Genomic DNA, 11539 nt, shown 5'->3' with positions numbered 1-11539 from the left:
ATCTGTTCTGAAGGACACCCTCGATGCGTTACCGCTCAATGCTTTCCGGCGCCTGCGCCGCCCTGGCCCTGATGGGCTCCTCGATGGCGATGGCGGAAGCGCCGCCCGCGACGGCTCCGGCGGCGGCCACGGCGACGGCGCCGAGCGACGCCTTCACCTATAACGACATGATCGGCCTGAACCGGATCGGCGATCCGCAGGTCTCGGCCGACGGCCGCTGGCTGGTCTATGCCCTGACCGCCACCGACGTCGCCGCCAACAAGCGTTCGGCCAGCCTGTGGATCAAGGATTTGCAGACCGACGGCGAAGCGCGGCGTCTGGCCATCTCCGACGACGGCGCCAACTCGGCCCGCTGGGGCGCTGACGGCCGCCTGTACTTCCTGTCGTCCAAGTCCGGGACCAGCCAGGTGTGGAGCGCCGCCGCCGACGGCACGGGCGCCACCCAGGTCACCCGCCTGCCGCTGGACGTCAACGCCTACCGCCTCAGCCCCGACGCCTCGAAGATCGCCGTATCGCTGGCCGTGTTCGGCGATTGCGCCGACCTGCAGTGCTCGGTCGACCGCTTCAAGACCAACGCCGAGAAGAAGTCGACCGGTCAGGTCTATGACCGGATGTTCGTGCGCCACTGGGACACCTGGGCTGACGGCACCCAGAACCACCTCTTCGTCGTCCCGACCGCAGGCGGCGACGCCGTCTGGGTCACCAAGAGCTTCGACGGCGACAATCCCTCCAAGCCCTTCGGCGACGAGAGCGAATACACCTTCACCCCCGACGGCTCGGCCATCGTCTTCTCGGCCCGCCACGCCGGCCATTCGGAGCCGTGGAGCACCAATTTCGACCTCTACCAGACCCATGGCCTGACCACAGGCGACGGGAATTTCATCAACCTGACCGAGGGCAACAAGGCCTGGGACACGGGCGCGGTGTTCTCGCCGGACGGCAAGACCCTGGCCTACCGCGCCATGGCCCGCCCGGGCTTCGAGGCCGACAAATATTCGATCTTCCTGCGTGACGTGGCCACGGGCCAGACCCGCCAGCTGGCCCCCGACTGGGACCGCTCCGCCGACGGCCTGCAATGGTCGAAGGACGGCACGACCCTCTACACCACCGCCGGCGACGTCGGTCAGACTCGCCTGTTCTCGATCAACGTCCGCTCGGGTCAGGTCGTGCCGATCACCGGCCTGGGCCACGTAGCGGCCTTCGTCCAGACCCCCTCGGGCTTCATCTTCCAGCAGGACAGCCTGACCGAGCCGGGCGACCTCTACGCCAAGACCTTCCGCGGCCGTGAGATGCCGCGCCGCCTGACCCATGTGAACCCGTCGCTGGACGAGAAGGTCTTCGGCGCCGCCGAACAGTTCACCTTCGCCGGCTGGAACGGCGAAGAGGTCCACGGCTATGTCATCAAGCCGGCCGGGTACGTCGAGGGCCAGAAATACCCCGTCGCCTTCCTGATCCACGGCGGGCCGCAGGGGTCGTTTGGCAACGGCTGGTCCTACCGGTGGAACCCCGAAACCTATGCCGGCGCCGGCTATGCCGTGGTCATGATCGATTTCCACGGCTCGACCGGCTACGGCCAGGCCTTCACCGACGCCATCAGCCAGCACTGGGGCGACCGTCCGTTCGAGGATCTGCAGAAGGGCTGGGCCGCCGCCCAACAGAAGTACGGCTTCCTCGACGGCTCCAACGCCTGCGCCCTGGGCGCCTCCTACGGCGGCTATATGATCAACTGGATCGCCGGCAATTGGCCGAACGAATTCAAATGCCTGGTCAACCATGACGGCGTCTTCGACACCTTCGGCATGGGCTATTCGACCGAGGAGCTGTGGTTCACCGAATGGGAATACGGCGGCACCCCGTGGGATCACCCCGAGGGCTATCAGAAGTTCAACCCGGCCAACCACGTCGACCAGTGGAAGACGCCGATGCTGGTGGTTCAGGGCGACCGCGACTTCCGCATCCCGACCGCCCAGGGCCTGTCGACCTTCACGGCGCTTCAGCGTCGCGGCATCGACAGTCGTCTGATCGTCTTCCCCAACGAGAACCACTGGGTGCTCAAGCCGGCCAACAGCCTGCAATGGCACAACGAAGTGTTCGGCTGGCTGGATAAATACCTGACCCCGGCCCACTAGGCCGGGCGATTTCGGAAACGAAGAGGGCGCTGCCGCGAGGCAGCGCCCTTTCTTTTTGCCTTGCGGTGTCGGTCTTACAGCGCCGGGCGGGCGGCCGCAGCGCGGCTGGTGCGCGGAGCCATGGCCTGGGTCAGACGTTGATGCTCGCTGGCGGTCATGCAGCGCGGCTCGGACCAGCGCTCGCCCGAGGCGCGGGCGGCCAGGACGTGATCAGCGGTGACGAAGCTCGGCTGGCCGCCGTAGTTACGGCGGAAAGCGGCTTGGGTCAGGGCGTCGCGTTCGCAGAGGGTGACGTTGATCCGGCCGGGAGCCTGGGCCGTCTGGGCGGCAAAGGCGGGCGCGGCGGCGCTGAGAAGGGTCGCTGCGGCGACGGCGATGGTGGCGATGCGGTTCATTTCGGGCTCCTCCCATGGCCTGAATTACGTCAGGGTCCGGAGCATAATGCGCGCGTTTCGGCGTTTGTAAAGATAATGCGACAACGGCAAGACTGAAGTACGACAGATAATCCCCGAGCGGATCATTATTGGCCCGCTGCCCGATCAATCGGCCCGGTGGATGGCGCCAATCCCTGCCCTGATGCGTTGATGCGGTTCGCCCCGGATCGATGATTTGCCCAACGACTTGAAAAATCGCCTGAACTGGCACGGCTTCCAGCAGCACGCCCTCGTCCCTGCCGGGGCGCGCGCGGCGCAATGGCGTGACTGGATCAAGGCCAATGACCCCGTCTATCGCTCCTTCCGCCGCCCCGGGCGGACAGAAAAAATCGTCGGCGGCGTGGCGCTTTTGCTGGTCGCGGCTGTCGTGATCTTCCTGCTGCTGTTCGACTGGAACATGCTGCGGGGCCCGATCGGCCGCTGGGCCTCGGCCAAATACGAGCGAGACATCGCCCTGCAGGGCGATCTTGACGTGAAGCTGTTCAGCTGGACCCCGTCGGTCGTCGTCCGCGACCTCAAGGTCGGCGGGCCGGTCTGGGCGAAAGAAAAGGACACCGCCGACGTCGACCGGATCGAGGCCTCGGTGCGGCTCAGGAAGTTGCTGGCCGGCCAGATCGAGATGCCGCTGCTGTCCTTCACCCGTCCCGAGGTCGTGCTGATCGCGACGAAGGACGGCAAGAACAGCTGGACCTTCGGCAAGCCCAAGCCCGACACGGGCGAAGGGATGAAGCTGCCGGTGATCCAGCAGCTGATCATCACCGGCGGCCACATCGTTCTCGATGAACAGAAGCGCGGCCTGACGCTGGACGCCTCGGTCAATGCGCGCGAGACGGCCAATGACGGCGACGCCGGCTTCGTGCTGGACGGCAAGGGCAGTCTGAACCGCTCGCCCCTGACGCTCCGGATCGAAGGCGGCCCCTTCATCAACATCCGCCGAAACCGGCCCTACCATTTCAGCGCCAACCTCTCGGGCGCTCGCTCGCGGCTGGTGGCGGACGGCTCGATCACCCGCCCCTTCGATCTGGGCCAGTTCCAGTCGACCCTCAGCCTCCAGGGCCAGGATCTGAACGACCTCTATATGCTGACCGGCATCACCCTGCCCAACACCCCGCCCTACCGCCTGTCGGGCGCGCTCAAGCGGGATGACAGCACCTGGACCTTCAACGACTTCTCGGGCCGGGTCGGGGCGTCCGACCTGTCGGGCGACGTCAAGGTCGAGGCCAAGGGCCGGCTGCGCGTCGATGCGCAACTCGCTTCGCGCAATCTCGACATCAACGACCTGACCGCCATTCTGGGCGCGAAGACCCAGACCAATGCGGCCGGGACCAACACCACCACCGTCAGCTCCGGCGCGCCCGGCAAGCTGCTGCCCGACGCCACCCTGCAGGTCGACCGCCTGCGTTCGATGGACGGGACCCTGACCTACCGGGCCGCGACCGTGAAGGCCAACGACCTCGACATCCGGGCCGTCAATCTGGGGGCGAAGCTGGAGGCGGGCGTGCTCGACCTCGACCCGGTGTCCTTCACCTTCAACCGCGGCGAGCTGAACGGCACGGCGAAGATCAACGCCACCCGCGACATGCCCTATAGCGCCATCGACTTCCGCCTGGCCGGCTATCCGCTGGAGTCCATCATCCCCGTGACCAATGGATCGCCGCCGATCACCGGACGCGCCCTCGGCCGGGTGAAGCTGGAAGGCTCTGGCAATTCCATCCATCGTTTCGCGGCGGGGTCGAAGGGTTCGATGAGCCTTGTCGTGCCGCATGGCGAGATGCGCGCCGCCTTCGCCGAATTGCTCGGCATCAACGCCTCGGCGGGTCTGCTGAAACTGCTCAGCGGCGACCAGTCCAAGAGCGACATCCGCTGCGCCGTCGCCGATTTCAACGTTTCGAACGGCGTGGCGAGGGCCCAGACCTTCGTCATCGACACCGACGTGGTCCTGGCCAAGGGCTCGGGCTCGATCAATCTGGGCGACGAAACCCTGAACCTGAAGATCGACGGCGAGTCCAAGAAGCCGCGCCTGCTGCGGCTGTGGACGCCGATCCTCTTGCGTGGCCCGCTGACCAAGCCGAGCATCGGGGTCGATACGGCCTCGCTGGTCGGTCAGGGCGGTCTGACGGCCATCCTCGGAGCGGTGGTCGCCCCGGTCGCCGCCCTGTTCGCCTTCGTTGATCCGGGTCTGGCCAAGGACGCCGACTGCGGCGCCCTGATCCAGCACGCGGGATAATCGTCGCCGGACTTGAGCCGAACGGCGCGGCCGTGCGTATCTGCGGTTCGATGCGCTTGCCCAAAGAGACTCCATGACCCGCAGAGGCATACTCGCCGCCGGCCTCGGCTCGCTGACCCTCGGCTCACTGGCCGCCGCCTGCTCCCCGCTGGGCATGCTCAACACCCTCGGTCCGCGTGACCGGGGTGTCGGCCGTGTGGCGCGCGACCTGGCCTATGGCGACGACCCGCGCCAGAGGTTCGACCTCTACGGCCCGAAATGGGCGCCGGGCGATCCGACCCTGCCGGTCATCGTCTTCTTCTACGGCGGCGGCTGGGATTCCGGCTCGCGCACCCTGTACGGCTGGGCGGCCCAGGCCCTGGCGGCCAAGGGCTTTCTCGTCGCCCTGCCCGACTACCGGGTCGTGCCGCAGGTGGTCTTCCCGGCCTTCATCGAGGACGCCGCCCAGGCGACGGCCAAGGTCGCCGAGGTCGCCGGCCGGTACGGCGGCGATCCAGCCCGGCTCGGCGTCGCCGGCCATTCGGCGGGCGCCCATCTGGCCATGATGATCGCGCTGGATCGCCGCTACATGGCCGCCGTCGACCAGCCAAACCTGATCAGGGCCGCCGCCGGTCTGGCCGGCCCCTATGAGTTCCTGCCGCTGGACGTTCCGGCCTCGATCAACGCCTTCGGCCGCGCGCCCGACCCAACCCTGACCCAGCCCGTGACCTTCGTGCGGGCCGACGCCCCGCCCCTGTGGCTCGGCCATGGCACGGCCGACACCGTGGTCCATGACGAGGACACCGTCATCCTGAACGACCGGATGCACGCCGTCGGCGGTCGCTCCGAGGCCAAGCTCTATCCGGGCCTCAACCACGCCGACCTGATCGCGACCTTCTCGCCCCTCTTCAGGAAGAAGGCGCCGGTGCTGGACGACGTGGCGGCCTTCTTCCACCGCGAGCTGGGCTAGGCGGCCGAATAGTCCATGGCCTTCAGGTCGGCGATCAGGCCCGGCCCGGTCGGCGTCCAGGCCAGGGCCTCGCGGGTCAGGGCGCTGGAGGCCGCCATATCGAGGCCGGCGAAGATGGCCATCCAGCCGAAATGGGCGGGCGCCTCTTCCGGCGTCAGGCTGACGACCGGCAGGTTCAGGCCCTCGCCGAGAACCTCGGCGATGGCGCGGGCCGTGACGCCCTCCTCGGCGACGGCGTTATAGCGGGCGTTCTTCGTCCCCTTCTCCAGCGCCAGCCGGTACAGGGCCGCCACATCCTCGACATGGCCGGCCGACCAGCGGTTCAGACCGTCGCCCAGATACGCCGAGACGCCCTTCTGACGCGTGATCTCGATCAGGGGCGTGATCAGCCCCTGTTTGACCGTGTCGTGGACCTGCGGCAGGCGGATGACGCGAACGTCGACGCCCTGGGCCTTGAGCGTCTCCCCGGCCTCTTCCGAGGCGCTGCGAGGATTGGGGTGGTCGCGGTCGAAAACGTCTTCGGTCGCCGGCTTGCCCGGCGTCCCGCCGCCCATGCCGACGCCCGAGGTGATCAGGAAGGGCCGGTCGGACCCCTTGAGCACCTCGCCCATGGCCGTGATCACGCGCCGGTCCTTCTCGCAGTTGTCGACGAAGTTGGAGAAGTCGTGGTCGAAGGCGGTGTGGATCGCGGCGTCGGCCGCCGCGGCGCCCGCGCGCAGACTGTCCAGATCCTCGATGTCGCCGCGATGGACTTCGGCGCCCGCGGCGGCCAGGGCGGCGGCGCCCGCCTCGGACCGGGTCAGGCCCAGCACCGAATGGCCAGCCCCGATCAGTTCGGGCACGATCCGCGACCCGATGAAGCCGGTCGCGCCGGTCAGGAAAACACGCATGGAAAACTCTCCGTCTTGCTTGGGGAGCCTTCTGGGCGCAGGTTTGATCCTGTTAAAGTAGTGACCTTATCCCGGTATAATGACCACCCGGATCGCCGCATGACTGCCGAAGCCCCCAACCGCCTCGGAGACTATCTCAGGGGCCGCCGCGCCCGGATGGACCCCGCCGCCCTCGGCTTTGCGGTCGGTCGCCGCCGCACGCCCGGCCTGCGCCGCGAAGAGGTCGCCCAGCGCGCCAACATCAGCCCGACCTGGTACACCTGGCTCGAACAGGGTCGCGGCGGGGCGCCGTCCGCCGATGTCCTGGACCGCATCGCCTCGGGCCTGATGCTGACCGAGCCCGAGCGCGAGCATCTGTTCATCCTCGGCCTCGGTCGGCCGCCCGAGGTCCGTTACCGCCCCGTCGACGGGGTCAGCCCGCGCCTGCAGCGGGTGCTGGACGTCATGACCCACAGCCCGGCCATCGTGAAGAACGCTACCTGGGACGTGGTCGGCTGGAACGCCGCCGCCGCCGCCGTCCTGACCGACTATTCGAAACTGCCGCCAGAAGGCCGCAACGTCCTGCGGCTGATCTTCTCGGACTCGCGATTCAAGGCGGTGCAGGAGGACTGGTGGAAGGTCGCCCGCTTCGTGGTCGCCGCCTTCCGCGCCGATGCCGCCCGGGCGGGCGCCGGCGCAGAGATCGACCGACTGGTCGAGGAGCTGTCGCGCCAGAGCCCGGAGTTCGAGACCCTGTGGAAGGAGGTCGACATCGTCGCCCACGGCGAGGGGTTCAAGCGTCTGCACCACCCCGAGCTGGGCGTGCTGGAACTGGAGTTCTCGACCTTCGCCGTCGAGGGCAGGCCGGAGTTGGCGATGGTCGTCTACAACCCGCTGAACCCGGAAGACGCCGACAGGATCAGGGCTGTGGTCGCGTCGCGGAACTGACGCGCCCTCCCCTCGCCAATGTCATCTTCTTCCGTTAGAGGAGGCCATGACAGAAACGATGACAGCTCAGGCGGCGCTGGACCGCCTCGAAACCCTCTACACCCAGTCCGTGGCCAACCTGCGCGAAGCCGTGCGCCACTTCCTCGTTACCGGTGAACGGGCCGACGCCGAAGCCCGCGCCAGAGGCCTCTTCTCCTATCCTTCGCTGAAGATCAGCTGGTTCGGGGACCGCCCGATCGACCTGCCCATCCGCGCCTATGCCCGGATGTCGCGTCAGGGGGTCTATGCCACCACCGTGACCCGGCCGGAGCTCTACCGCGCCTATCTGCACGAGCAGCTGACCCTGCTGGAACAGGACTATGGCGCGACCTTCGAGGTCGAGCCCTCGACCCAGGAAATCCCTTTCCCCTATGTGCTGGACGGGTCCGACGTGGTGCTCAACCCGTCGCAGACGGCGGCCATCGCCCGCTATTTCCCGACCACCGACCTGGCCCATATCGGCGACGAGATTTCCGACGGCCTGTTCGATCCGGACGAGGACTTCCCCCTGTCGCAGTTCGACGGCCTGAGGACCGACTTCTCCCTTGCCCGGCTGCGCCACTACACCGGCACCCCGGTCGAGGACGTCCAGTCCTACGTCCTGTTCACCAACTACAATCGCTATGTCGACGACTTCGTGCGCTGGGCCTGCCAGCAGCTGCGCGATCCGGACAGCCCCTATGAGACCCTGTCCTGCGCCGGCGGGCTGGTGATCACCCGCGAGACCGCCGATCCCGAGGCCGCCGTCATGGACGCCGCCTGGAAGAAGCACCAGATGCCCGCCTATCACCTGACGGCGCCGGGCGCGACGGGCATCACCCTGGTCAACATCGGGGTCGGGCCGTCCAACGCCAAGACCATCTGCGACCACCTGGCCGTCACCCGTCCGCACGCCTGGCTGATGATTGGTCACTGCGGCGGCCTGCGTCCGACCCAGACCATCGGCGACTATGTCCTGGCCCACGCCTATCTGCGTGATGACCACGTGCTGGACGCCGTCCTGCCGCCGGACATTCCGATCCCCAACATCGCCGAGGTCCAGCGCGCCCTTTATGACGCGGCCAAGATCGTCTCGGGCGCCCCGGGCGAGGAGGTCAAGCGCCGGCTGCGCACCGGCACGGTGGTCACCACCGACGACCGGAACTGGGAGCTGCGCTATTCCAAGTCGGCCCTGCGCTTCAACCAGAGCCGCGCCGTCGCCATCGACATGGAATCCGCGACGATCGCCGCCCAGGGTTATCGCTTCCGCGTCCCCTACGGCACGCTTCTGTGCGTCTCGGACAAGCCGCTGCACGGCGAGATCAAACTGCCGGGTCAGGCCAACCGCTTCTATGAGGGCTCCATCTCGGAACACCTCCAGATCGGCATTCAGGCCATCGACATCCTGCGTCAGGAAGGCTCGCGCCTGCACTCCCGCAAGCTGCGCGCATTCGACGAGCCGCCATTCAGATAAGGCGCGCTAACGCTCGCCCCACGGGGGCTCGCTGCTTGAGCGCCATTCCGGTGAGGCCGCTACCGATCGCTGCTTGAGCGCGTGTCCCTCAGGGAACCGGCGCCCTAAGCAAATACAGGCCGAAGCCCAGCGCCCCCTCGCCGAAATCGAACATCAGACCCAACTGATGCGCCCGGCTGCGGATCGAGGCGGCCGCCGGGTGATCGGGGTGCGTCTTCAGCCAGGCCTCGACCGCCGCCATCATGGTCATCCGGTAGCGGTTCCAGAGTTCGGGCGACGACAGTTCGGCGGAAACGACCGTCAGCCCGGCCGCTTCGGCCGCGGCCTGCCAGCCCGCGTGGTCGGCATAGCTGTTGTTGAGTTCCACGATCTGCCGCAACGGCTGCGACGGCTCCGCGAGCCAGACCAGATCGCCCCACAGCAGCCAGCCGCCCGGGGTCAGCCGCCGCGCCAGTCCCTTCAGCATGCCGCGCGGATCGCGCACCCCGCCGCCGATGGGTTCGGTGGTCCCGAGCGCCACGATCAGGTCGAACGGACCGCCCGCCTCCAGCACCACGTCCGAGCGCGCCTCGTGCAGGATGATCTGGCAGGAGGCTTCGGAAGCCTCGATCCGCGACCGGGCCAATTCGGCCATGGCCGGGTCCAGCTCGACCGAGGTCACCTCGAACCCGAACATCTCGGCCAGGGTGATCGCCACGGCGCCGTTGCCGCTGCCGATGTCCAGCACCCGCGCGTGGGGCGGAAGACCCGTGGCCCGCACCGCCGCCTCCAGCGTCGCCATCTCGACCGCGTTGCACACGTCGAGGGCTTCATAGGCGATGCGGTGAAAGGTCGGACGCATGGGTCAGACTAACCTGCGCCGCAGGGTGTCTCCAAGAGGATCACGAAAAGCACTTTACATACCAAAGTGAATACCGTACCAAGCGCCATCACCGCAGGGGGACCGACCCATGACCACCACCGTCTATTCCGTTCCGTCATCCGCCGCCGCAGAGCCCACGCTGGCCATCTGCGCCGGGCGCGTCATGACCCTCGCCGGGTCGGTCTTCGCCGCGGCCAACCTGTTTCAGTACGGCGTCTACAGCGGCCTGCTGCATCTGCATCCGGCGGCCCTGTCGCTGAGCTGGCCCGCCGCCCTGATCGTCTTCTTCACCGTTCTGGCCCGACTGCGGGCCGGCGGCGGCGCCAATGGCCGCCGGGTCGCCCTGTGGTCGCGCATGGCCATCGGCGCCCAGATCCTGATCGCCCTGGGCCTGCTGGGCGTCAGCCTGCTGCGCCACGACTTCACCTTCATGTACTGGACCTCGCCGGTAGGTCTCGTGATCTACGGTCTGGCCTGGATGACGGCGGCGGCGCGCGGCGGTCGCGGCTGGATGATCGTCCCCTCGCTCGGCGCCTTCGTCGCGGCGGGGGTGGTGATCGCCCTTCTGGGCACGCCCCCCGCCTACCTCGCCTACGCCGCGGGTCTCGCCGCCTTCGTCCTCCTGCCGGGCCTGTGGCTCATGCTGGGCCATAAGGCCTGAATCGCTCTAGAGAAGATCAGAACATGACCGACGATCTCGACACCCGCTCCACGGACATCGCCTGGATCCGCAGCCTGGCCGAAGAGGGCGCCAACGCCCCGCTCGGCGGCGGCCGCATCCTGATGGCCGCCGGGGTCATCTACGGCCTGGCCAGCCTGACCCAGTGGGCCGCCATCACCGGCCTGACCCCTTTCAGCGTGCGCCAGAGCAACTGGATCTGGCTGGCCGCGACCGCCGTCTTCCTGCTGCTGACCCTGCTCGACAAACTCCTCCTCTGCCCCGCCGGCGGAGTGAGGACCGCCGCCAACCGCGCCGCCCAGGCGGCCTGGGCCTGCGTCGGAACCGGCATCTTCGCCATGATCGCCTCCATCGCCGTGGTGGCCTGGAAGATCGGGCCGACCGGCGGGGCGCTGATCTTCCTGCTGCCCTCCCTGATCATGGTCTTCTACGGCCTCGGCTGGGGCGTCTCGGCGGCGATGATGCGCTCGACCCGGCTGGGCGCCCTCTCCGTCGCCTCCTTCGTCTCGGCGGTGATCATCGCGACCATGACCGGATCGGACACCCAGTATCTGGCCTATGCCGTCGCCCTGTTCGCCCTGATGGCCCTGCCCGGCTTCCTGCTCATGCGCGCCGCCGGGCCCACCCGTTTCAAGGGCGCCTGATGTCCGACGATTTCGACATCGGCCGGATCGACGACGTCATCCACGGGCGGGTGCGACTGGGCATCATGGCTGTGCTGTCCGGAGTGGACAGCGCCGACTTCAACACCCTGAAGGCCCGGCTCCAGACCACCGACGGCAACCTTTCGGTCCACCTTCGGAAACTGGAGGAGGCCGGCTTCGTCGCGGTCGAGAAAAGCTTCCAGGGTCGCAAGCCCCTGACCCAGGCGAAGATGACCGAGGCGGGCCGCACCGCCTTCCTCTCCTATCTGGACGCCATGGCCGGGCTGGTGCGCGACCGCTGACCGG

11 protein-coding genes are annotated in these 11539 nt (G+C 67.9%); 8 read left to right on the top strand and 3 right to left on the bottom strand.

Features of this window, described 5'->3' with window-relative positions; genetic code table 11:
• Positions 1-23: 23 nt before the first annotated feature.
• The gene (locus tag IFJ75_RS19165) at positions 24-2129 is read left to right on the top strand and encodes a S9 family peptidase (RefSeq protein ID WP_207870440.1); all 2106 of its coding nucleotides are present in this window, start codon (positions 24-26) and stop codon (positions 2127-2129) included.
• A 74-nt stretch (positions 2130-2203) separates the two neighbouring features.
• Here the strand turns inward: IFJ75_RS19165 and IFJ75_RS19160 are convergent, their stop codons facing one another.
• Complete coding sequence (locus tag IFJ75_RS19160; protein ID WP_207870438.1) at positions 2204-2524, bottom strand: hypothetical protein; 321 nt, start codon at positions 2522-2524, stop codon at positions 2204-2206.
• Between the two features lie 226 nt (positions 2525-2750).
• Between IFJ75_RS19160 and IFJ75_RS19155 the strand changes: the two genes are divergently transcribed.
• On the top strand, positions 2751-4790 hold the full coding sequence (locus IFJ75_RS19155; RefSeq protein ID WP_225896910.1) for an AsmA family protein: 2040 nt from the start codon (positions 2751-2753) through the stop codon (positions 4788-4790).
• Between the two features lie 73 nt (positions 4791-4863).
• Positions 4864-5739 (top strand): alpha/beta hydrolase, encoded by an 876-nt coding sequence (locus tag IFJ75_RS19150; protein WP_207870434.1) that lies wholly within the window; start codon positions 4864-4866, stop codon positions 5737-5739.
• Here the strand turns inward: IFJ75_RS19150 and IFJ75_RS19145 are convergent.
• On the bottom strand, positions 5736-6629 hold the full coding sequence (locus IFJ75_RS19145; protein WP_207870432.1) for an SDR family oxidoreductase: 894 nt from the start codon (positions 6627-6629) through the stop codon (positions 5736-5738). The two genes, IFJ75_RS19150 and IFJ75_RS19145, sit on opposite strands and share 4 nt — an antisense overlap.
• Positions 6630-6728: 99 nt before the next feature.
• Here IFJ75_RS19145 and IFJ75_RS19140 point away from each other — a divergent pair, with 99 nt between their 5' ends.
• Together IFJ75_RS19140 and IFJ75_RS19135 are read left to right on the top strand one after the other, a co-directional pair.
• Entirely contained in the window at positions 6729-7556 is an 828-nt protein-coding gene (locus tag IFJ75_RS19140; protein ID WP_207870430.1) for a helix-turn-helix transcriptional regulator, read from the top strand.
• 46 nt (positions 7557-7602) lie between these two features.
• Positions 7603-9048 (top strand): AMP nucleosidase, encoded by a 1446-nt coding sequence (locus IFJ75_RS19135; protein WP_207870428.1) that lies wholly within the window; start codon positions 7603-7605, stop codon positions 9046-9048.
• Between the two features lie 88 nt (positions 9049-9136).
• Here IFJ75_RS19135 and IFJ75_RS19130 read toward each other — a convergent pair whose 3' ends face one another.
• Positions 9137-9889 (bottom strand): SAM-dependent methyltransferase, encoded by a 753-nt coding sequence (locus tag IFJ75_RS19130; RefSeq protein WP_207870426.1) that lies wholly within the window; start codon positions 9887-9889, stop codon positions 9137-9139.
• A gap of 109 nt (positions 9890-9998) precedes the next feature.
• Here IFJ75_RS19130 and IFJ75_RS19125 point away from each other — a divergent pair, with 109 nt between their 5' ends.
• Genes IFJ75_RS19125 through IFJ75_RS19115 form a run of 3 tightly spaced genes read left to right on the top strand, consistent with a single transcriptional unit; the run spans position 9999 to position 11535 of the window.
• The gene (locus IFJ75_RS19125) at positions 9999-10571 is read left to right on the top strand and encodes a hypothetical protein (RefSeq protein WP_207870424.1); all 573 of its coding nucleotides are present in this window, start codon (positions 9999-10001) and stop codon (positions 10569-10571) included.
• A 23-nt stretch (positions 10572-10594) separates the two neighbouring features.
• On the top strand, positions 10595-11233 hold the full coding sequence (locus IFJ75_RS19120; RefSeq protein WP_207870422.1) for a hypothetical protein: 639 nt from the start codon (positions 10595-10597) through the stop codon (positions 11231-11233).
• Complete coding sequence (locus IFJ75_RS19115) at positions 11233-11535, top strand: winged helix-turn-helix domain-containing protein (RefSeq protein WP_207870420.1); 303 nt, start codon at positions 11233-11235, stop codon at positions 11533-11535. Before IFJ75_RS19120 ends, IFJ75_RS19115 begins: the two co-directional genes overlap by 1 nt.
• The last annotated feature ends 4 nt before the right edge of the window (positions 11536-11539 follow it).

This window comes from Brevundimonas goettingensis, from assembly GCF_017487405.1.
GTDB classification, from domain to species: Bacteria; Pseudomonadota; Alphaproteobacteria; order Caulobacterales; family Caulobacteraceae; genus Brevundimonas; species Brevundimonas goettingensis.
The sequence above is the reverse complement of the archived record's forward strand: the minus strand, read 5'-3'. Positions and strand labels throughout refer to the sequence as shown.

Excerpts from the sequence above, each read along its gene's own strand:
- IFJ75_RS19165 (WP_207870440.1), top strand. The coding sequence starts at position 24 with ATGCGTTACCGCTCAATGCTTTCCGGCGCCTGCGCCGCCCTGGCCCTG.
- IFJ75_RS19160 (WP_207870438.1), bottom strand. The coding sequence starts at position 2,524 with ATGAACCGCATCGCCACCATCGCCGTCGCCGCAGCGACCCTTCTCAGC.
- IFJ75_RS19150 (WP_207870434.1), top strand. The coding sequence starts at position 4,864 with ATGACCCGCAGAGGCATACTCGCCGCCGGCCTCGGCTCGCTGACCCTC.
- IFJ75_RS19145 (WP_207870432.1), bottom strand. The coding sequence starts at position 6,629 with ATGCGTGTTTTCCTGACCGGCGCGACCGGCTTCATCGGGTCGCGGATC.
- IFJ75_RS19140 (WP_207870430.1), top strand. The coding sequence starts at position 6,729 with ATGACTGCCGAAGCCCCCAACCGCCTCGGAGACTATCTCAGGGGCCGC.
- IFJ75_RS19135 (WP_207870428.1), top strand. The coding sequence starts at position 7,603 with ATGACAGAAACGATGACAGCTCAGGCGGCGCTGGACCGCCTCGAAACC.
- IFJ75_RS19130 (WP_207870426.1), bottom strand. The coding sequence starts at position 9,889 with ATGCGTCCGACCTTTCACCGCATCGCCTATGAAGCCCTCGACGTGTGC.
- IFJ75_RS19125 (WP_207870424.1), top strand. The coding sequence starts at position 9,999 with ATGACCACCACCGTCTATTCCGTTCCGTCATCCGCCGCCGCAGAGCCC.
- IFJ75_RS19120 (WP_207870422.1), top strand. The coding sequence starts at position 10,595 with ATGACCGACGATCTCGACACCCGCTCCACGGACATCGCCTGGATCCGC.
- IFJ75_RS19115 (WP_207870420.1), top strand. The coding sequence starts at position 11,233 with ATGTCCGACGATTTCGACATCGGCCGGATCGACGACGTCATCCACGGG.